Raw genomic sequence first — 22304 nt, 5'->3', positions numbered from 1 at the left:
AAACTAAACTTCAATCAATCTAAGAACTAAATCTCAAACCAATCAACTAAGTTATTGTTTATTAAGAAGTTTCTCTCAACATCACCGCCGATGGATACGCATTATAGACCAATACTTCCCAAACGCAACCCCTAAATCCATTTTATTTCATATTTATTTATCAACAGAACAAAAGATAGACGAAATGCGTGGATTTCTAATCAATTTGAATGCTTTTACAGCAAAATAAGAAAGATTATTTATTACCTATCAGTTCTTTTATTCTTAAATAGCGCGCTTGCGATGCTAAAAAGAGCGTTTTCATCATTTTTTCAGAGAATAAACAGTTTTCTCGTAAGAAATAAATAGACCATGCCTCTCTAAAGAGAATATATGGAAGTATTTCTTTCATTTGTAATCTTTGCTGGCTTAGATCGTTATATATATGCAGAAAGTATTTGAGCCGACGATCTATTTCTTCATTGAATAAGTCTGAGGAAATAAGATTCCAAACCACAGTGGCTAAATCATATTTTGGTGTAGCCAAGGTAGCATTTTCAAAATCTATAAATGTCAGATGTTCTTTTTCATCAATAAATGTATTTTCTGGTCTTGCATCTCCATGACAAAAAGATTGGGATTCATTTAAAGGCATGAGTAAGTATATTTGAGAGCATAAGTGTTTGTAATATTGAAAATAGGTTTTTTCTTCTGTAATAAAAGACTGTATTTTTATAAACTTTTTTAGATAGTCGTGAAAATCAAATGGCTGAATCAGAGAGTTTGGTTGATATTGATGAAGTTGTACCAAGCTTTGTGCAAGTAGTTTAAAGTCTGTTTTTTCTAATGAACATTTTCTTCCTCTTGCTTCAGAAAAAACAAGCGTGTCATAGAACTGATGGCAGAGTTTGAGCCTTGTTAAGTAGTTCCCTCTGTTATTTTTAAGTACTTGTGCTGATGCTAAACCAATACTATTTAGCTCATTTATAAGGTTTGCTTCTGTTTCAATAGAAATAGATTGACGAGGTTGGTTAAATAACTTGATGTAAAATCTATTTTTTTGCTGATCCATCACTTTTAAAACTGTATTCAATCGATTAGGAATAACCTCTAAATGTTGAATATAGAGGTTATAGTTGTTGCACATCCATGCATTTACAATATCAAAATATTGGTTATCCATCACTCAACTGTATTTCCTTTGCTTTTTTAAAATAAGGGAGAATTGCTCCCCTACTTTTAATTTATATTTTTAATCATTCATTATTCTTTGTGTACTGTAATCTAAAATATTTGGTTTATAAATTTGTTTTTCACCATCAACAGTTGGCTGACGCTCTAAATAGTTTAAGAATACTTCTGCATAATCTAATCCAATGTCTTTACGGCGATCTCCTTGTATTGTACTCAGAGTCGTGTAGTGTCCTGAGCCTCTTGCCAAAAAGTCTATCGTTGCGAGTTTATATATTTTATTTAAATCTAAAGGCTGTATTTGCCCTGATGGTAGAACTTGCTCCAAGTTTTGAATGCGATTTCCCTTGGGTTGATTTAAGTCTACAGTCCAATGTAACCCCGACATATATGGATAACTTCCTGCATCTTTATCTAGATTATTCTTATCCATTACCTGTTCTAATGTATTTTTTATTTCAGCTCCAGTCATATTTAACTGCATTAAGGTATTTTTAAATGGTAAGAGCTGATAGACCATTCCAACAGTCACAGGCCCTTTTGCAATTGGAATACGAACCCCACCACCATTTTGTAAAGAAAAGTCTGCATTAAATTGACGTTTGCCTTCTTCTAATAGCGCTTTGGCAAAGAGTTGCTGTAATTCTCCACCATATTTTCCACATTTATTATTTAATGTAGGTACAGGCATACTTTTCACACATAAGTCTTCTTTGGCATAGCCAACAATTCGATTGGTGAAACGTTGTTTCTGCTGACTATATGGTGCTAATACCTGCAACATAGCGGGATCAGGCTGTATGATATTAACTGGTAACTGCTGTTGCTTGATTTGCTCTTGAATTTTTTGTTTTTCATTTTTAGATAAATCGCTGTTATTTGAAGCTCTTTTAATATCATCACCTATTAAAATATGGGGTGTGCCTGTACAGCTTAATACTTTTCCATTCTCATCAAACTTGATATTAAGTTCACCTACAGCATAGTTATACTGCCATGCTTGAGCGATACAGACAGGCTCTCCATCTTTATTTTTTACTTGGGTTGGATAAGCCCCCTCAGGCTTTAAACCAATATTATTTAAGTTACTTGGTCCAAGTAGCGTATGTGAATCTGCTCCAATAATCACATTTACGCCTGTGAGTTGTTGCGCAAGCTGAATATCAAACTTATAACCCAAATGAGTTTGCAAAATAATCTTATTGATTCCTTCTTCTTTTAAGCGATTAATTTCCCCTTGTGCTGTTTCTAGCTCATTGGCAAAAGTTGTATCTAAATTCGGTTGTGATGCATTTTTAGTTTTATCTGCAACAGTTAAACCAATAAATGCAATTTTTTGACCTTGTTTTTCAATAATTGCTGTTTTCTGTACTAAGTTAGTTTTATATAAAGGTGAAGATGCACCAAAACTCACATTAGCTGAAAGAATTTGTGTTGGCTGAGGACAGTTTCCATGTTTTAGAAAGTGAATAAACTGATTGAGTCCTTGATCTTTCGCATCAAACTCATGATTTCCTAATGTAAATGTATCAAAGCAGATCTGATTCATTGCCAGTGCATCAGCTTTACCCCCATTCAAATTATAATAAAAGTCACCTGTAACAGCATCTCCCGCATGTACTTTCACAATATTTTTATTTGGTAAACTTAGCTCATTGATCATTGTTGCAACACGAACAATACCCCCACGTGTCACTTCAAACTCTTCTACACCTTTACCCGCATCAAATTTTAACTTTGTTTTTTCTTCATCTAAATGAGAGTGATGGTCATTGATATGTAAAATAGTCAATTCGAATGGCTGCTGTAGATGTTCAGCATGCCCTAATGAGCAGCCAAGAATAAATGCTGTAGGAATAAACTGACGAAAGAGTCGCATAATGTATTCTAAATAATCATATAAATTTTTATATTATTTTCTTTGAGTTTAATTTAAATAAATATAAAATTTTTATAATAAAAAATGCCCCCTAAGGAGCATTTTTAAAGAATGATTCAATTAGTCTACGAAAGTAACACGGGCAATTGCTTTTTTACCTACTTGAATGATCACAGTTTTATTTTCACTTACAGAGAAATCTGCACCAATCACTTCACCATCAACTTTAACGGCTCCACGTGAAACAGCATCTTTTGCTTGTGCTGCATTCTTGGTTAGACCAGACATACGTAAAATAGAAACAATGAAGATTTCACCAGATTCACCGCGTGATACTTCAACTTCAGGTGTATCTTCTGGAATTTCACCATCGACCAAACGATTACCTGCACCTTTATGTGCATTTTGTGCAGCTTCTGCATCATGAAAACGTTCAACAAGTTCTAATGCAAGAATACGTTTAATCTCTTGTGGATTACGCCCCGCTTCCATCTCTGCAAGAAGACCTTGTATCTCTTCTACTGTTTTAAAACTTAATAAGTCAAAGTAGCGTTCAATGAGGGTATCTGGCATTGAAAGCACTTTTTGGTAAATAGAACCCGGTGTATCAAAAACACCAATATAATTGCCTAAAGATTTAGACATTTTATTTACGCCATCTAAACCTTCAAGAATTGGGATCGTGATACATACTTGTGACGTTTGCCCATAGCGACTTTGCAGTGTACGCCCCATTAGCAAGTTAAACGTCTGATCTGTTCCACCAAGCTCTACATCTGCTTCTAATGCAACAGAGTCATAACCCTGAACCAATGGGTATAAAAACTCATGAATCGCAATCGGCTGTTGGTTGTTATAACGCTTTGTAAAGTCATCACGTTCCAACATACGTGAAACCGTTTGCTGGCTTGCCAACTGAATAAGGTCTGCTGCCGTTTTTTGTCCGAACCATTCTGAGTTAAAGACAACTTTGGTTTTTTTCGGATCAAGAATTTTAAAGACTTGCTCCTGATAGGTTTTTGCATTTTCAATGACTTGCTCACGCGACAATGGCGGTCTTGTAGCACTTTTACCAGTCGGGTCACCAATCATGGCTGTATAATCACCAATCAAAAAGTGAACTTCATGACCTAAGTCTTGAAAAGCTTTAAGCTTATTAATAAGTACAGTATGACCAAGGTGTAAATCTGGAGCAGTTGGATCAAAACCTGCTTTTACACGTAATGGACGGTTTTCTTTTAATTTCTTCAGTAAGTCTTCTTCAGAAATAATTTCATGTGTGCCTCTTTTAATAAGGGCCAACTGCTCTTCAGCAGGTAAGAAATTTGACATCACAAAATCCAAACACATCAGTTATTCAATTTATGCGATATACTAACACTTTTTCAGCATATTGCAGGTTTTGTTAATCATGACATCAATCTATATTGGAGTGATGACAGGAACAAGTATGGATGGCATCGATATTGTCGCTGCATCTTTTGAGCCTTTACAGTTACATGCAACACTTACAATTCCATTCGAGCAAGATTTAAAAGATGAGCTCATGGCACTCACATTACCAAGCGATAACGAAATTGACCGCATGGGAAAAGCAGATGTTGCTCTTGCAAAACTGATTGGACATGGCATTAATGAACTAATCAAAAAAAATAAACTTGAGCGTAAAAAAATTAAAGCAATTGGATCTCATGGCCAAACGATTCGACATCGTCCTGAAGATGGTTTTACACTACAAATTGGTGATCCAAATATTATTACAGAAATCACTCAACTTCCTGTTATTTCAGATTTTCGCCGTAGAGATATGGCAGCAGGTGGTCAAGGTGCACCCCTTGTCCCTGCATTTCACCAAGCCTTGTTTCAGCATGAGCAAATTGATCGTGTCATTCTAAACTTAGGCGGAATTGCAAATGTCAGCTTCTTACCTGCAGGCAAGAAGGATAATGTTTCAGGTTTTGATACAGGACCTGCAAATGTATTGATGGATGCATGGTGTCGTCGCCATACAGGACAAGCGTATGATGAAAACGGTGATTGGGCAGCCAATGGATCCCCCATTCGTGCCCTACTAGATCGTTTATATGCGCATGATTTTTTTGCACGAAAACCACCAAAAAGTACAGGTCGTGAAGACTTCAATTTAGATTGGCTAGATGATCAGATTCCTGACTGGCGTAATGATGAATTAGAGTACGAAGAGTTTGAAGATACACCTGAAAATATTCAAGCAACTCTTGCAAAGCTCACAGTACGTGCAATTCAAAAAGCCATTTACCGCTCAGGTATGAAAAATGGTGAAGTTTATGTCTGTGGTGGTGGTGCTTATAATTCACATATCCTTGAACAATTACGATGGCGTTTACGCAAGCATAGTTGGTCTGTGCAAACTACAGATGTTATTGGACTATCACCAACATGGGTAGAGAGTACAGCCTTTGCATGGCTTGCAATGCGATTTGATCAAAGCATGAATGGCAACCTGTCTGCTGTTACAGGCGCGAAAGGTGATCGAATTTTAGGAACAATTACGAAAGTATAATGATAAAAAGCGACAAATATTTGTCGCTTTTTTTACTTGATTAAACAGAGAAAGACGAACCACAACCACATGTTGTTGTTGCATTTGGGTTCTTCACAATAAAGCGTGAACCTTCTAAGCCTTCTATATAGTCTACTTGAGAACCCACTAAGTATTGATAGCTTAAAGAATCAACAAGCATTTTTACATCACCGTTTTCAAATGATGCATCATCATCATTGGCACTTTCAGCAAAGTTAAAGCCATAAGAGAAACCTGAACACCCCCCACCTGTGACATAAACACGAAGCATAAGTGCCTGATTCCCTTCACTGTCGCGAAGCTGGCGTACTTTTTTTGCTGCATTATCAGTTAATACTAAAGCTTGAGCAGTCATGTTGGGCATTCCTCAAATCAACACAGATGGTCTGGCAGGACAATATATCCGTATAATATAACATAATCTATCTGTTGAAGTATGTCTTCATAGAAGCGATTTGTTTTGTTTTCATCGGCTTTGGCTTTAGAATGGTTGCATCTTATTACATACTGAAAACCCTATGATCCAACTTGAACATTTTAGTATTCGTCTTGGCGGTCGTGTTCTCTTTAAAACAGATACCATGCAATTGCACCCAGGTTGGAAAATTGGCTTAACAGGCGTAAATGGTGCAGGAAAATCATCATTATTTGCCGCTTTACTTGGCAAAATAAGTGGAGATGAAGGCAGTTTAACACGACCTGAAAGCTGGACTGTGGCACATATGGCTCAAGAGATTGAGGCTTTGGACTTGCCTGCCATCGACTTCGTTTTATCAGGTGATGAAGAATATTGGAAAATTCAAACCCAACTCAATGACAGTGACAAGCTAAGCAATGATGATATTGCTCAACTTCATGGAAGGTTTGATGAAATTAATGGCTATACTGCCTTTGCAAAAGCAGCTCAGCTTATGGCGGGTTTAGGGTTTTCAGAGCAAAAAATTCGTAACCCTGTCGCAAGTTTTTCAGGTGGATGGCGAATGCGCCTCAACTTGGCACGTACATTGATGAGCCGTTCTGACCTGCTGCTTCTAGATGAGCCAACCAACCATTTAGATTTAGATGCAATTTTATGGCTAGAAGATTGGCTAAATAGCTATGAAGGCACACTGATTCTGATTTCGCATGACCGTGATTTTCTAGATTCAGTTACAGATCATATTTTGCATATTGAAAATCAAAAGCTCACGCTATACACAGGCAACTACTCTTCATTTGAAACCATACGTAGTGAACGCTTAGCACAGCAACAACAGGCTTTTGAGAAACAACAAGAAACGAGAGCACACTTACAAAAATTTATTGACCGTTTTAAAGCCAAAGCCACTAAAGCAAAACAAGCACAAAGCCGTATTAAACAACTTGAGAGAATGCAAGATCTCGCACCTGCGCATGTTGACACTGCATTTACCTTTAGCTTTAGAGAGCCAACAAAAATGAGCTCTCCGCTTCTTACTTTAGATGATGTAACTATTGGCTATCCGAATAAAGAAATTGCAAGCCAAATTAATCTACAAATTACACCAAGTTCTCGTATTGGCTTACTCGGTATGAATGGTGCAGGTAAATCGACACTGATTAAATCTTTAGTTGGTGACTTACCTATTCAACATGGTGAAAGAAAAGCATCTGAACTTCTAAACATTGGTTACTTCGCACAGCACCAAATGGATGCTTTAGATGGTAACGCAAGTCCTATGTTACAACTTGCACGTATTGCAGACCCTAAAATTAGTGAAGCATCACTCAGATCATTCTTAGGTAGTTTTGGATTTAGCGGCGAAAGAATGGATACCGTATGCGAAAACTTTTCAGGTGGAGAACGTGCACGCCTTGCCTTAGCTTTAATTGTATGGCAACGCCCAAATGTACTTATTCTTGATGAGCCAACGAACCATTTAGACTTAGATATGCGCCATGCTTTGACTATGGCATTACAAGACTTCGATGGTGCTGTAGTTTTGGTATCGCATGAGCGTCAGCTTATTTCAAGTGTTTGTGATGACCTGATTTTAGTTCACGGAGGTCAATGTCAAAATTTTGATGGCGACTTAGTTGAATATGCAAAATGGTTGCGTGAAGCACGTCAACAGCAGATGAATGCACAAAATGCGCTTGATGCGAAAAATACACCTAAAAAAGTAGATAAAGAAACACAAAGAAAAGCTGCTGCAAAAAAACGAGAACAGACACGACCTCTTCGAAAAAATATCGAAAAAGTTGAAAAGAAAATTGAAAAACTTCAAGAGCAACTTCAAAAAATTGAAGTCCTATTGGCAGATACAACATTATATGATGAAAATCGTAAAGATGAATTACTAAAAATTATGGATGAACAATCTAATCTAAAAAATGATTTAGAAAAAAATGAGGAAATGCTCCTAGAGCAAATGATGGAACTTGAAATGTTAGAAGAAAGTTTCTCTGAGTAAATGATTTAAGAAGATGTTCCACATGGAACATCTTCTTATTTTACTTTATTTAAAAGCATGATGCCCAAAAGACATAATTCGATCTATATCTTTTGTTTCTTCTTTTGCTTGTACAAGCTGATTATTTTTAGCCAGATCTTCTGCCTTTTGAACTTCCGTTGCCAAAGCATCTAATGTTTTAAAATATGATTTAACCTCAGGGCTATTTTCAGGCTCATTCATAAGTTTCATTGGAATGCTATTTTTTGCATCTAATGCATAAGTTTTCATTTTCTCTAATGCAGCTATCGCTTCTTCATTATTTTCAGTCTTTTTAAACTGCTTATAACTTGTTGATAACCCATCCATGTCTGTGGATAAGTCAGCAGCAAAAGTACTTCCACTCAAAACACATGCACAGATAATTGCTAATCGGCTAAATCCTGACATATAAACTCCTTGTCATAACATAAAATGAATTGTTGGCTAAAATAGCTATATTTTCAAAGATTAATCTAATACCTAAACTTTATTTTTATATTAAATATTATAATTTCGTTTGATTTATTTCAGTTATCTATATATATGTAGTAAGTTAAGATCAGTTTTTTATAATCTGTGCTAAAATTCTTTTAAGCAAGTTGTGTGCAACATTTGTACTATGTTGCTTTTTTAGTGGAATATTATGTAAATAAAAGTGGGAATGTACCCCCGATGAGTTTTTTTGATTTTATTCTTAGCTTTGAAAGTCACTTACCTATTTTAATTCAAGAATATGGTATGTGGATTTATGCTATTTTATTTTTAATTATTTTTGCAGAAACTGCATTTATTTTTATGTTCTTTCTTCCTGGGGACAGTCTATTACTTACAATAGGCGCATTATGTGCAACAACACCTTTGCTTAATCTTAATTATATGATTTTTCTCTTATTTATAGCTGCTGCACTTGGCTATATTGTGAACTACCATATAGGTAAGGTATCAGGAAATAGTATTATTAACTCAAACTCTAGATTTATTAAAAAAGAATATTTACATAAAACCGAAGATTATTTTGCTAAACATGGTGGAAAAACCATTCTTCTCGCACGATTTATTCCATTTGCACGCTCATTTGCACCATTTGCAGCAGGTTCAACTGGTATGAATTATTTTATATTTCTTATTTATAATATTATTGGTGCATTTATTTGGATTGCTCTACTTGTAGGTATTGGTTATATGTTTGCATCAGGTATTTTAACTGCCGTTAAATAAATATAATTCAATAAAAAAGCACTCAATATGAGTGCTTTTTTATTTTTGTAGATATTAAAATATTTAAGCATCTATATCTGCATTTAGTGCATTTTCTTCAATAAATGCACGACGTGGTTCAACATCATCACCCATTAAACAATTGAACATACGATCTGCTTCAATTGCATCATCAATAGTTACTTGAAGCATATGACGATTTTCAGGATCCATCGTCGTTTCCCACAATTGATCTGCATTCATCTCACCAAGACCCTTATAGCGTTGAATCATCATACCGCGACGAGAATCTTGTAAAACATTTTGCCAAACTTGATGGAAATCTGCTACAGGAATACGTTTTTCACCTTTTTGCAGGTATGCTCCACCTTCTAAAAGGGTAAACCAACTTTCTGCATTTTTAAGTAAGCGTGCATATTCAGCAGAGTTTAATAAGCCTGCATCTAAAAGATAGTGATGTGGTAAGTTATGTACATATACCGTTACACGTGGCCAGTAGTGCACAGACTTCGTACCATCAGCATCTTCTCTTTCAAAAGCTTCTAATGAAATTTCAGGTTTTAGACTTTCCTGATATTTTGCTACGGACTGCTTAAGTTTTTCTGCCCAAGCTTGAACATATTCCTTATCATGATTTTGTTCAGACTTAAACATATCAAGATCTAATAATGCATCTAAAATACTTGCAGGGTAACGCTGAGTTAAACGTGTAATACTCTTCTGCGCAGCTTGATAATCATAAATTACTTTAGCCAGTGCTTCACCTGTAATTGCAGGCGAGTCCGCATTAATATGCAAGCCAAGATCATCAATTGCATTTGAAATAAGGAATGTTTCTAATGCATCCTTATCTTTCATATACTGTTCATGCTTACCTTTTTTCAACTTGTAAAGTGGTGGCTGTGCAATATAAATATTCCCACGCTCTACAAGTTCAGGCATTTGACGGAAGAAGAACGTGAGCAGTAATGTACGAATATGTGAACCATCGACATCGGCATCCGTCATAATAATAATTTTATGATAACGCAATTTATCTGGGTTATATTCTTCGCGACCAATACCACATCCAAGTGCTGTAATGAGCGTTCCAACCTCTTGGCTAGAAATCATTCTGTCAAAACGCGCACGTTCAACATTCAAGATTTTACCTTTTAAAGGCAAAATTGCTTGCATTTTTCGGTTACGACCTTGCTTTGCACTTCCACCTGCTGAGTCACCTTCGACAAGATAAAGTTCTGATAATGCAGGATCTTTCTCTTGGCAGTCTGCCAATTTACCTGGAAGACCTGCGATATCTAATGCACTTTTACGACGTGTCATTTCACGTGCTTTACGAGCAGCATCTCTTGCACGTGCTGCATCAATAATTTTGCCTGCAATAGCTTTTGCAGCAGCAGGATTTTCAAGCAGATACTCAGAGAATGATTTATTCATAGCCTGCTCTACAGCAGGTTTCACTTCACTAGAAACAAGTTTTTCTTTTGTTTGCGATGAAAACTTTGGATCTGGAACTTTTACAGAAACTATTGCGGTTAGACCTTCACGAGCATCATCACCTGATACATTTACTTTTTCTTTTTTAAGAATATTTTCTTTATCTAAATAGTTATTTAAACCACGCGTTAATGCCGCACGAAAACCTGCTAAATGCGTACCGCCATCTTTTTGTGGAATATTATTTGTAAAACATTTTACATTTTCTTGATAGGAATCATTCCACTGTAAAGCTACTTCCACTGAAATACCTTGGTCTGATTCTGCATTAAAATGGAAAATATCATTTAAGTGTGTTTTACCTTTATTGATATATTTTACAAACTCAGCAAGACCACCCTCATAATCATATGAATATTCTAAATTAACACGTTGATCTATTAGAACAATACGCACACCAGAATTCAAAAATGAAAGTTCGCGCAAACGACGCGCTAAAATATCTACATTGAAAATGGTTTGGCTAAAAGTATCTGCACTTGGCCAAAAACGAACAGTCGTACCTGTTTTTTCAGTTGTACCAACCACTTTTAGTGGTTGCTGAGGTACACCATGACGATATTCTTGCTCATGGATTTGCCCTGCACGGTGAATTGTCAGCTTTAATTTACTCGAAAGTGCGTTTACAACCGAAACACCTACACCATGTAGACCACCAGAAACTTTATAACTATTATCGTCAAACTTACCACCAGCATGAAGAATTGTTAAAATTACTTCCGCTGCTGATACACCTTCTTCCGGGTGTATATCTGTTGGAATTCCACGTCCATTATCTGAAACACTTAAAGATTCATCTTCATGAATTTTGACGATAATTTCATCACAGTGTCCAGCCAATGCTTCATCAATTGCATTATCTACAACTTCAAAAACCATGTGATGTAAACCTGTCCCATCATCGGTATCACCAATATACATTCCAGGACGTTTACGAACTGCATCTAGCCCACGTAATACTTTGATACTAGAGGAATCATAAGCCTTTTCATTGTTTAGTTCTGTTTGAGAAGCAGATTGAGACTCTGAATCCATGGTTTCTCCCTAGTCATAAATAAAATAATGATTACTCAACTTGGCTTGTGTTTTCCATAAGCTGAACACAACCGTTGTTTACATTAAATAATTGATACGAAATAGATAGCGCGTACAAGTGTTTTTCTACGCTTTTATGGTCTAAAGTTGTTAAAAACACCTGACAGCTCAGTTCATTTAAACGCGTAATTAAACGCCGTTGCGCCTGATAATCTAGTTCTGCCGTCAAATCATCTAATAATACCACAGTTTCAAGATTACTCGCATGTAGCATTGCAATCTGAGATAACTTTAGAGCAATAATTAATAGCTTTTTCTGTCCTCTTGAGAGAACAATATCAGCATCTCCATGCGTAGTCTTTAGCTTTAAATCTGCACGATGTGGACCATACTCTGTATAGCGTTTTTCACAATCTTTAACATGATGATTTATAAGGTTTTGTAAGAGTCCTATACTCAGTGAATAGCCTGCCTGATATTCTAATTGAATTTCAACTTCTGGCAGTAATTGCTGTATAGCTTGTTGAAAAAATACCTGCCATTGCTCTACGACTGCATAACGCTGAGCATTTAAAATTTCGCCATACTCAGCAACAAGGTTATTCCAAGGTTCAAGTATTGCCAAAGGAATATTTTTTTGACCTTTAAGTAAAATATTTCTCTGTTTAAGTGCCCGAGAATATAATTGCCATACTGGATAGAAATTAGGTTCCACGTGAAACATTAACCAATCTAACAGCTGGCGTCTGGGCTTAGCTCCATGATCAATAATATCGGTACTTAATGGATCTATATGCTGTAACGGAATCTTTTTTGCAAGTTGTCCTTGCGTTGCAACATGGTCGCCATTGAGCTTAATAATTTGCTCACCTGATATTAATTTTTGTATACCAAGTTTTTCTTCTAAGGATTGTGCAAAAACAATCGCATTATCTGTTTTATATTGAATGTAATGTTTAGGTATATGTGTACGAAAAGACCGACCTGTTGCAAGTAAATGAATTGCCTCAAGTACTGAAGTTTTTCCCGAGCCATTATTTCCGTATAAAATAGTAAACGGTTGCAAATTTTGCATTGCAACCGCCTCTAAGTTTCTTACACGCTCGATATTTAGACGTGTGAAATGCATATAAAAACTCTAATTTCTAAACACGCATTGGCATAACAACATAAACCTGATCTTGATGCTGTAAATCTTGAACAAGAACGGATTGATTTGCTTCTGTCATAGTCATTGAAACATCATCACCATCTAATGCGTTCAAAACATCTAATAAATATTGCGCATTAAAAGACATTTCCAAACTATCATGCTGATATTGAATCGCAAGGTCTTCAATCGCCTCATCTTGTTCAGGGTTATTTGCACGGAGTTGCAACGTATCTGTATAAAAATTTAAAAATACACCACGTAGTTTTTCATTACTTAAAATTGCAACACGCTGTAAAGACTGCTTAAAGACATCATGACCAATATTGACTATTTTATCACCACCCTTAGGAATAACACGACGATAGTCCGGGAATTTTCCATCAATCAATTTTGTCGTAAATCTTACTGTAACATCACCCTGCTCTTTATCTCGGCTTGGCATACCAATCGTTACATTCAGTAATTCACGTCCAATAAGCACCGTTAAACCTTCATCTTCTACGCTTAATAAACGTTGTAACTCTGCTACTGCCTTACGTGGAATGATGGCTTGTAAAGGCTGTGTTGCTGTAGATTGAGCATTTGTTTCACACATCGCAAGACGATGACCATCGGTCGTAACTGCACGCAACTGCGCTGTGTCTATTTCAAGCAGTGTTCCCGTTAAATAAAAACGAACATCTTGTACTGCCATTGCAAAAGCAGTCTTTTCAAACAAGCGCTTCAACTCACGTTGTTTAACTTGAACTTGTGTTCCTTGCGTCATTTCTGTTGTAAGAAGTGGATAATCTTCCGCAGGCAATGTACCTAGAACAAATCGACTATTACCAGACTTTAAAATACAACGCTGATCTTCAGTAATCTGTAAATCGACTAATGCCGATGAAGGAAGTGACTTACAGATATCCATGAGCTTACGTGCAGGAACTGTTGTTTCTCCTGCTTGCACACAACCACCATTTGCAAATGGCATACTAGCAACCAGTTCAACCTCTAAGTCTGAACCGGTAATGGTTAGAGCATCATTTGAAGCCTGAATCTTTACATTGGATAAAATATTTAAAGTATGACGACGTTCAACTACACCAACAACATGGGATAAGACATTCAGTAAACTTTCTTTCGCAATTTTTAAACGCACAGCGCATTCCTCTAAACAAGTATCTTGAAATAAAATAGATCTATTGCTAAGTACAGTGCAATCTAAATGATTAGATGCAAATATAGCGTTTTCAAATTAAATAATGAAGTTCTAACTTTGTAGCAGACGGAGCAAATTCTTATAGTCTTCATCAAAGATTGGGTCTGTTTCTCGTAGGCTAACGACCTTCTCACAAGCATGCATAACCGTACTATGATCTCGACCACCAAAAGCCATTCCAATTTCAGGAAAGCTATCACCCGTTAACTCTCTTGAAAGCCCCATAGCAAGCTGTCTTGGACGTGCATAAATACGTGTCCTCTTCGGCCCAATAAGCTCTTTTAAAGGCACTTTAAAGTACTCACTCACGACTCGCTGTATATTTTCCGTACTAATTGTTCTTGCACGAATTGCAAGCACGTCTTTTAAGGACTCTCGTACTATGTCTAGATCAATTAATGAACCTTTAAATCTTGCAATTGCAACAACTTTATTTAAAGCACCCTCTAACTCTCTAACATTTGCAACAACTTGCTGTGCAATAAATAGAGCACAATTTCTTGGCAGATCGACACCTGTACTACTTGCTTTTTTAAGTAGAATTTCAATACGTGTTTCAATATCTGGAGGCTCGACCCCAACAGACAATCCCCAAGAAAACCTTGAAACTAGTCTAGGATCCAACTCTGTCAGTTCTTTAGGATAACGATCTGATGTTAAAATAATCTGTTTGGATTCATCTAAAAGTGCATTAAACGTATAAAAGAACTCAACTAAACTCGCCTCTTTTCCTGCAAGAAGATGAATATCATCAACCAATAATAAATCTAAAGATCGACAGTTCTTTTTAAACTCTTCAACTTTTCCCTTTTGTAGCGAACTTACAAAATCTTGCACAAAACTTTCAGCAGTCATATACATCACACGCGCGTTAGGTTTTACATGTAAAAGTGCATTACCAACTGCTTGCATTAAGTGGGTTTTGCCTAGGCCTGTTGGGCCATATAAGAACAGAGGATTGTGCTGTGACTCTCCCAAATGTGTTAATGCTTTTCGACATGTTTCTGCCGCCATTTGATTAGAGCGACCTTCCACAAATGAAGAAAAAGTAAATAGCGGATTTAGCTGTCTCTTCTTACTTACTTTATTTGTTACAGGTGCCCCTGATTCTTTTTTCTCTTTTTGAGGGGAAATAGTCGTTTTTGTGATTACAGTTTTTTCAAGTGCCGCAGTAGTTGTAGCAGGTTGCTCACTAGCTTTTAAAATTGCGCCAGGTCTTGAGTCAACAATAATTTCAACATTTTTAACTCTTCCTTCTGAAAGCTGCTCAACTAAAATTGAAATAAGTTCTAAATGATGCTCTTTTATATAACGTGTCCAATAAGGATTTGGTGCATATAAACGTAATGTTGCATCACTTTCCTCAGCAACTAGCGGGCGTATCCACATAGCAAAGACATTATCAGATAACTCCTCTCGTAAACGAGCTAGACATTGTGTCCAAAGCATGTAAAACCCCTAATTTAAATTTAAACACATCATCCTCAGTTTGAGGGTCGGCTATTCTAACCAAGTTATCCACATATGTCATAAAAATTTTAATATTTTAATATCAAATCAGGCCTGTGGATAACATCGGCAAAACATTGTGGATAAAATATATCACAAAGTTATCCACAATTTAATATTTATTTAGAAACAATGTTATCCACAATATAAATAATTGTTTATTTTAAATAAAATTAGCTTATCCATAGAAAAATAGCTCTCTAATAATAATAAATTTAAATTTATAAATTTGAATTTATATATAATCTTTGGTTTTATTGTGGATAATTTAAATTTATTTCTGAATTTAAACTTGAATCAGATATGTAACAACATGTGGATAACTATGATGATAAAATTGTTTATAACTTATTAACGTATTTTTGATACTTTTTAATTTATTTAATTCTACTCATATTAAGTAAAAATCGTTGACATAATGTCCAATGCACAATAAAATCGCGAACCTTTAAGATAGATCAATTTTGGAGTTTCAATATGAAACGTACATTTCAACCATCTGAATTAAAGCGTAAACGCGTTCATGGTTTCCGTGCTCGTATGGCTACTAAAGCTGGTCGTCAAGTATTAGCTCGTCGCCGTGCAAAAGGTCGTCATAGCTTAACAGTATAATATACTGTTAACGCTTCATCGACTTTGGGTGTATGACACTTTATAGTTTCGGTACAGAAAAACGAATACGCTGTGCCGCAGATTACAAGAGTGTATTCGATGATGCGCTTTTTAAAGTGCATCAGCCCCACTTTCTGTTTTTAGCAAGAAACTCAGAAGAACTTAGTCGTTTGGGTATAATTGTTGCTAAGAAAAAAGTTCGTCGAGCACACGAAAGAAATCGAATAAAACGTATTGCTCGAGAGAGTTTTCGTTTAAATCATCATAATATTGATTTACTCGATATTGTAGTCATGCCAAAAAAAGGAATTGAAAGTGTAAGTAATGAAGACTTGCATCGACAATTAACATTCGCTTGGCATAAATTACAACGCTTATCTAAAAAGCGACATAATAATACGACTACCATCACGTCAAAGTAGAGATAGCCAATGGTTAAATTATTACATTGGTTTGTTCGCTTTTATCAAATTGCTATTAGTCCTCTAATAGGGCCTCGTTGTCGTTATATTCCTACCTGCTCCCAATATACTATTGAAGCGCTTCATATGCATGGTGCTTTCAAAGGCAGTATATTCGCTTTTAAAAGAATATGCCGTTGTCATCCGTGGGGTGGTTCAGGCTATGATCCTGTGCCTAGAAAAGCAATTCGTTTTATTTCATTTCAGCAAATCAGTTCTCAAATGCATCACGTTGCTGTACCCTTTCGTGAGCATTTTATGAATCAATATCATTCTAACCACTTGGGGTCATAGCTATGCAAAAATGGGCCAGGTTTGCGATACTCGGAGCCATGTTGGTTACCGCGTACTTACTTGTTTTGGCTTGGCAAAAGGACTATGGTCATAATACAAACACAGCTACGCAACAAAATAGCGCAGCTGTTGCTTCTAATGACGTATCTGCCGATTTACCAAATAGTCAAAATACTGTGGCAACAGATGTGCCACAAGCAAGTAATACTGTCGCATCTCAAACTAATACAACAACGACAACATCAGATCAAAAACTGATTACTGTTCAAACAGATTTATATCGTTTATGGATTAATCCAAAAGGTGGTGACATTGTTCGTCTTGAACTGTTAAACCATGATTCTAGTAAAAATAGTAATCAGCCTTTTGTAATGCTTGAAAGTGATAAAGATCGTACCTATGTGGCTCAATCTGGGTTGATTGGTGCAAATGGACCAGATAGTAGTGCTTCAGGGCGTCCATCATTTGAAATTGAAAAAACAAGCTATTCTTTAGCTGATGCTAAAACAGTAAATGCTAAAAATGGTCAAACAGAAAAAGTAATTTCTATTCCTATGGTATATAAAACTGCCAATGGTGTGGAAATTGTGAAAACATTTACGTTTACGGAAGGTCAATATCCAATTAATGTTGACTACAAAGTAATTAACCGTAGTCAGCAAAACTGGCAAGGTCAATTCTTTGGACAAATTAAGCGTGATGATACTGTAGATCCTGGAAAATCAAGTCAAGGTATTTTCCAATTAGGAACATATCTTGGTGGTGCTTGGGGTACACCTGATGAACATTATAATAAATTAAAGTTTACTGACTTTAATGATGAAAAGTTAAATGTTCAGGCAAAAGGTGGTTGGGTTGCTGTTGTTCAACACTATTTTGTAAGTGCTTGGATTCCAGGAACACTGAAATTGAGCCAAGCAAATGGTGAGCCATATACAGCAGACTTACAATCTCGTAAATCTCCTGATCATATGAATATTATTGGCTTTACCTCTCCTACAATTACTGTGCCTGCTGGTACAGCAATGGAAGTAGATGCAACATTCTATTCAGGCCCTAAAGTTCAATCTGAATTGAAAGATTTGGCAGTAGGTTTAAACCAAACCGTTGATTATGGTTGGTTATGGCCAATTGCAAAACTACTTTTCTTAGGTTTAGAAACGTTCCATAACCTTGTGGGTAATTGGGGCTGGTCTATTATCTTATTAACAGTTGTTGTTAAGTTAATTTTATGGCCACTTTCTGCGAAAAGTTATCGCTCAATGGCAAAAATGCGTGTTATTGCACCTGAAATGCAACGTATGAAAGAAGAGTTCGGCGAAGACCGTATGCGCTTCTCTCAAGAAATGATGGCGCTGTATAAGCGTGAGGGCGTAAATCCTCTTTCAGGTTGTTTGCCAATGTTTTTACAAATGCCTATTTTCTTAGCTTTGTATTGGGTACTTATGGAAAGTGTGGAACTTCGCCACGCACCTTGGTTAGGTTGGATTCAAGATTTGTCTGCAATGGACCCATGGTTTATTTTACCATTGATTATGGGCGCAACTATGTTTGGGCAGCAAATGCTAAACCCACAACCTGCAGATCCAATGCAAGCAAAAGTTTTCCGCTTAATGCCAATCATTTTCACAGTATTTATGCTCTTCTTCCCTGCAGGTCTAGTACTGTACTGGATTGTGAACAACAGTATTACAATTTTACAGCAATGGTTTATTGGCCAAAGTGTAAAAAAAGCACGTGAGAAAAAAGAGGCTAGCTAATTTACGAGATAAGTTAAGCTAAACCGAACCGCTTAAGGTAAAATACTTAAGCGGTTTTTTTATATGTATGATTTAGTTAAATAAGGATGAATGATGAGATACAACCAAACAACCATCGCGGCAATTGCAACCCCTCCAGGTCGTGGCGGTGTTGGTGTCATTCGTTTATCTGGCCCAAAAGCATATTTGATTGCAGAACAGTTGTCGGGTACAACACTTCCTAAAACACGAATGGCTGGATTTAGACAGTTTTTAGATGTCGATCATACTGTATTAGATGAAGGATTACTCATTTGCTTTCCGAACCCTCATTCATTCACAGGGGAAGATGTTGTTGAGATCCAAGGTCATGGTGGGCCCGTGGTTCAAAATGCTTTGCTTCAAAGACTCTTTGAATTAGGTGCTATTGCTGCTAAAGCAGGTGAGTTTTCAATGCGTGCCTTTGAAAATGGAAAACTAGATTTAGTACAAGCAGAAGCTATTGCAGACTTAATTGATGCAACATCGCAAGCTGCTGCTCGCTCTGCTGTTCGTTCATTACAAGGTACATTCTCAAATAAAGTAAATGCTGTGCTTCAGCAATTGATACATTTACGGCTACATGTAGAGGCTGCAATAGACTTTCCTGAAGAGGAAATTGACTTTTTAGCAGATGGTAAAATATTAAATTTACTTACTGAAGTACAAAGCTCGGTGAAAGAGGTGCAACAGTCTGCCCGCCAAGGACAATTGCTCAGAGAAGGGTTACAAGTTGTTATTGCTGGTAAACCAAATGCAGGAAAATCAAGTTTATTAAATGCGCTAGCAGGTAATGACCGTGCAATTGTGACAAATATTGCAGGAACAACACGTGATGTCTTGCATGAGAAAATCTCCTTAGCAGGTTTGCCTATTACATTGACAGATACGGCAGGGCTTCGTGAAACAGGTGATGTTGTCGAACAAGAAGGTATTCGACGTGCAATTAAAGAAATTAGTCAGGCAGATTTACTTTTATTGGTTTATGACTTAAATGAAGATGATGATCCATTGGCATTAGCAAAGCATTACTTTGCTGAATATCAGACACCGAGCAGACTTATTTTAATTGGTAATAAATGCGATTTAACGCAAAGTACGGCGACACTGGTTGACTATCATGGCTTTAGGCATATTTCTATCTCAGCAAAAGAGCAAATAGGTGTTCAAACGCTCATAGATTCGATTACAGCACATGCAGGATTCCAACCTGAAGAAGATACCTTTATTGCAAGAACTCGTCATATTGACGCAATGAGACGCACACAAGGCTATTTGGAAGAAGCACATGAGCAGTTGACAGAGTTTCACGCGGGTGAACTTGTTGCTGAGTCACTAAGATTAGCACAAAATGCTTTGGGTGAAATTACAGGTGATTTCAGTGCAGATGATTTACTTGGGGAAATTTTTGGATCATTCTGTATCGGAAAGTAAAATAGCTTCAATTTTAAGAACAGTATACCTAAAAGCTGTTCTTAAGAACTACTTAGTCCTAACTTGTATTTAATGTCTTTTTAGCCGCGTGGCTAGGTAAAGCATATAATTGATATTTTTATTGAAAATTAAATATTTTTTCTGAGCTAGTTGTAACTCAATTGCTTATTACTTTGTGTTTCACGTGAAACATAGGGGCTAAATAAAATATACAACAGAATATTTATATAGATATACACTACAACGTTGATTGTTTTATTGTGTGATTGGTTATGTGGAAAATAAGTGCGGTTTTAGCGATAGCATTAGCATCTATAATGACATATGCAGATGTAAGTACAGTAAACTCACAATTAAAGAAACAATATCCCAATCTAGATTTTCAGCATATGCAACCTACAGAAATGCATGGTGTTTATAGCGCAATGCTAGATAATCAAGTAGTTTATGTTGATGAGGCTGCAGAACATGTTCTATTTGGTTCTATGATTCGCTTAAAAGATCAAAAAAACTTAACGAAAGATTTAGTAATGCAAAATAATAAAGTAGCTTGGTCTGCTCTTCCTTTACAAGATGCTATAAAATTCGTTAAGGGGAATGGTGAGCATAAAATTGCAATTTTTTCAGACCCCAATTGTCCTTATTGTAAAAAATTAGAATCGGAACTAGATCATCTAAATAATGTGACAGTTTATATTTTTCTCTACCCTATTCGTCCGCAATCTATTTTTACATCTAAACAAGTATGGTGTAGTACAAGTCGTGATTATTATTGGAAGAAATTAATTCGTGAAAATATAACACCTCAAAATGATGGAAGTTGTGATACACCAATACAACGAAATTTAATGTTAGGGAAAAAGCTGGGAATTGATGGAACACCCGGAATTATTTTTTTTAATGGTTTTAAGATGATGGGATATATCCCTGCAACAGAGATAGAAACCATTTGGAAAGATGCTGGGATTTAAACTAAAAAAGCAGTACATTATGTACTGCTTTTTTTAACTAAAGAATGGCTTAATCATTTTTAGTAAAAAAGTTATAAGCAATTAAAACAACAATTGCACCAACAACCGATGCAATAAAGCCTGCTGATGAGTTTTGTCCATATAGGTGTAACATGCGACCGCCATATGTAGCAACAAGCGAGCCAGCAATTCCTAATAGTGTTGTGACTAAGAATCCTGCTTTGTCATCACCGGGGTGTAAAGCTCGTGCGATGAGTCCTGCAAAGAATCCAATAAAAATGGTGACGATGAGGCTCCACATAATAAGATGCTCCCGAAAAGTCTTTGTTTATTCTAGTATTACATTTGAGTGTTTACGATTTCTTAAAATTATAATAAACAAAGAAACAGATAAGAATGTTGTTGTTTTGTGCATAAAAAAGTGGCATATGCCACTTTTTTTATAAACCGATTTCCCCAATGAAAGGAATATGGCGATATTTCTGATCATAGTCTAGACCATAACCAACAATAAAGCGGTCTTCTACTTCAAAACCTAAAAACTTAACATCAAGTTCAATTTCACGGCGTGAAGGTTTACTCACTAGCGTACATAGCTCAATAGAGTTCGGATTACGTGTCTGTAGCATTTCAACGACTTTGCTCAGCGTATTTCCTGAGTCAATAATATCTTCAACGACTAAGACATCTTTACCTTGAATATTGCCATCTAGATCTTTTAAGATTTTAACATCACGGCTTGAAACAGTACCCCCACCATAGCTAGAAACAGTCATGAAGTCGAGTTCATGTGGTTTTTCAATGGTACGGCATAAGTCAGCCATAAAAATAACAGAACCACGTAATAAACCAATAAGTACAAGCTCTTTGTCACTATTGGCATAAAACTGGTTAATTTGTTCACCTAGCTGTTTAACTTTGGCTTGAATTTCATCTGTGGAAATCATCACACGCATTGGAACAGTCATCGGAAGGTCCTACTTGTCTGAATAAAAAAGGTGTTGCGTTGCAACACCTCAAAAAACTGCCGTTAGTTTAATGCAAAAGGTCAAAAGATGCATCTTCAGATTTTTATA

The 22304-nt window shown here is 36.2% G+C and carries 20 protein-coding genes; 9 read left to right on the top strand and 11 right to left on the bottom strand.

The genetic code is table 11. The features are described 5' to 3' along the window. Positions 1-235: 235 nt before the first annotated feature. The 3 genes from AC1MPL_RS02555 to tyrS form a co-directional block, all read right to left on the bottom strand. The gene (locus AC1MPL_RS02555) at positions 236-1162 is read right to left on the bottom strand and encodes a phosphotransferase (protein ID WP_479766136.1); all 927 of its coding nucleotides are present in this window, start codon (positions 1160-1162) and stop codon (positions 236-238) included. A gap of 69 nt (positions 1163-1231) precedes the next feature. Continuing rightward, the gene (locus AC1MPL_RS02550) at positions 1232-3049 is read right to left on the bottom strand and encodes a bifunctional metallophosphatase/5'-nucleotidase (RefSeq protein ID WP_479763994.1); all 1818 of its coding nucleotides are present in this window, start codon (positions 3047-3049) and stop codon (positions 1232-1234) included. A gap of 120 nt (positions 3050-3169) precedes the next feature. After that, positions 3170-4399 (bottom strand): tyrosine--tRNA ligase, encoded by a 1230-nt coding sequence (tyrS, locus tag AC1MPL_RS02545; protein WP_479763992.1) that lies wholly within the window; start codon positions 4397-4399, stop codon positions 3170-3172. A gap of 61 nt (positions 4400-4460) precedes the next feature. Between tyrS and AC1MPL_RS02540 the strand changes: the two genes are divergently transcribed. Beyond that, on the top strand, positions 4461-5591 hold the full coding sequence (locus tag AC1MPL_RS02540; protein ID WP_479763990.1) for an anhydro-N-acetylmuramic acid kinase: 1131 nt from the start codon (positions 4461-4463) through the stop codon (positions 5589-5591). A 40-nt stretch (positions 5592-5631) separates the two neighbouring features. On the opposite strand, the gene erpA is transcribed toward AC1MPL_RS02540, so the two are convergent. Then, a complete protein-coding gene (gene erpA / locus AC1MPL_RS02535) occupies positions 5632-5967 on the bottom strand; it encodes an iron-sulfur cluster insertion protein ErpA (RefSeq protein WP_237412262.1) in 336 nt (111 codons plus the stop codon). A 163-nt stretch (positions 5968-6130) separates the two neighbouring features. On the opposite strand from erpA, the gene AC1MPL_RS02530 reads away from it, so the two are divergent. After that, a complete protein-coding gene (locus AC1MPL_RS02530; protein WP_479763988.1) occupies positions 6131-8044 on the top strand; it encodes an ATP-binding cassette domain-containing protein in 1914 nt (637 codons plus the stop codon). 45 nt (positions 8045-8089) lie between these two features. On the opposite strand, the gene AC1MPL_RS02525 is transcribed toward AC1MPL_RS02530, so the two are convergent. Next, positions 8090-8473: a cytochrome b562 gene (locus AC1MPL_RS02525; protein ID WP_479763986.1), complete on the bottom strand. Its 384-nt coding sequence runs from the start codon at positions 8471-8473 to the stop codon at positions 8090-8092. A gap of 264 nt (positions 8474-8737) precedes the next feature. On the opposite strand from AC1MPL_RS02525, the gene AC1MPL_RS02520 reads away from it, so the two are divergent. Continuing rightward, entirely contained in the window at positions 8738-9283 is a 546-nt protein-coding gene (locus tag AC1MPL_RS02520) for a VTT domain-containing protein (protein ID WP_479763984.1), read from the top strand. Positions 9284-9346: 63 nt separating this feature from the next. On the opposite strand, the gene gyrB is transcribed toward AC1MPL_RS02520, so the two are convergent. The 4 genes from gyrB to dnaA all read right to left on the bottom strand — a co-directional run bounded on the left by gyrB (position 9347) and on the right by dnaA (position 15618). Continuing rightward, positions 9347-11815, bottom strand: coding sequence for a DNA topoisomerase (ATP-hydrolyzing) subunit B (gene gyrB, locus AC1MPL_RS02515; RefSeq protein WP_479763983.1), 2469 nt, complete (start codon positions 11813-11815; stop codon positions 9347-9349). A gap of 31 nt (positions 11816-11846) precedes the next feature. Continuing rightward, on the bottom strand, positions 11847-12944 hold the full coding sequence (recF, locus tag AC1MPL_RS02510) for a DNA replication/repair protein RecF (RefSeq protein WP_479763981.1): 1098 nt from the start codon (positions 12942-12944) through the stop codon (positions 11847-11849). A 16-nt stretch (positions 12945-12960) separates the two neighbouring features. Continuing rightward, positions 12961-14109, bottom strand: coding sequence for a DNA polymerase III subunit beta (gene dnaN, locus AC1MPL_RS02505; protein ID WP_479763979.1), 1149 nt, complete (start codon positions 14107-14109; stop codon positions 12961-12963). Between the two features lie 111 nt (positions 14110-14220). Next, positions 14221-15618 carry a chromosomal replication initiator protein DnaA gene (dnaA, locus tag AC1MPL_RS02500; RefSeq protein ID WP_479763977.1) on the bottom strand — a complete coding sequence of 466 codons (1398 nt, stop codon included), beginning with the start codon at positions 15616-15618 and terminating at the stop codon, positions 14221-14223. Positions 15619-16155: 537 nt separating this feature from the next. Between dnaA and rpmH the strand changes: the two genes are divergently transcribed. The 6 genes from rpmH to AC1MPL_RS02470 all read left to right on the top strand — a co-directional run bounded on the left by rpmH (position 16156) and on the right by AC1MPL_RS02470 (position 21228). After that, the gene (rpmH, locus tag AC1MPL_RS02495) at positions 16156-16290 is read left to right on the top strand and encodes a 50S ribosomal protein L34 (RefSeq protein WP_000831329.1); all 135 of its coding nucleotides are present in this window, start codon (positions 16156-16158) and stop codon (positions 16288-16290) included. 32 nt (positions 16291-16322) lie between these two features. Further along, positions 16323-16712 carry a ribonuclease P protein component gene (gene rnpA / locus AC1MPL_RS02490; protein WP_479763975.1) on the top strand — a complete coding sequence of 130 codons (390 nt, stop codon included), beginning with the start codon at positions 16323-16325 and terminating at the stop codon, positions 16710-16712. 9 nt (positions 16713-16721) lie between these two features. Continuing rightward, on the top strand, positions 16722-17045 hold the full coding sequence (yidD, locus tag AC1MPL_RS02485) for a membrane protein insertion efficiency factor YidD (protein ID WP_479763974.1): 324 nt from the start codon (positions 16722-16724) through the stop codon (positions 17043-17045). Between the two features lie 2 nt (positions 17046-17047). Beyond that, the gene (gene yidC / locus AC1MPL_RS02480; protein WP_479763972.1) at positions 17048-18805 is read left to right on the top strand and encodes a membrane protein insertase YidC; all 1758 of its coding nucleotides are present in this window, start codon (positions 17048-17050) and stop codon (positions 18803-18805) included. A gap of 93 nt (positions 18806-18898) precedes the next feature. Further along, positions 18899-20257: a tRNA uridine-5-carboxymethylaminomethyl(34) synthesis GTPase MnmE gene (gene mnmE, locus AC1MPL_RS02475; protein WP_479763970.1), complete on the top strand. Its 1359-nt coding sequence runs from the start codon at positions 18899-18901 to the stop codon at positions 20255-20257. A gap of 272 nt (positions 20258-20529) precedes the next feature. Beyond that, positions 20530-21228 (top strand): DsbC family protein, encoded by a 699-nt coding sequence (locus AC1MPL_RS02470; protein WP_479763969.1) that lies wholly within the window; start codon positions 20530-20532, stop codon positions 21226-21228. 49 nt (positions 21229-21277) lie between these two features. On the opposite strand, the gene AC1MPL_RS02465 is transcribed toward AC1MPL_RS02470, so the two are convergent. Beyond that, positions 21278-21529: a GlsB/YeaQ/YmgE family stress response membrane protein gene (locus tag AC1MPL_RS02465; protein WP_023274071.1), complete on the bottom strand. Its 252-nt coding sequence runs from the start codon at positions 21527-21529 to the stop codon at positions 21278-21280. A 139-nt stretch (positions 21530-21668) separates the two neighbouring features. After that, on the bottom strand, positions 21669-22196 hold the full coding sequence (hpt, locus tag AC1MPL_RS02460) for a hypoxanthine phosphoribosyltransferase (RefSeq protein ID WP_237411985.1): 528 nt from the start codon (positions 22194-22196) through the stop codon (positions 21669-21671). Positions 22197-22304: the final 108 nt, after the last annotated feature.

The organism is Acinetobacter sp. N1-1 (assembly GCF_056711485.1).
This window is presented reverse-complemented; position numbering and strand designations above follow the sequence as displayed.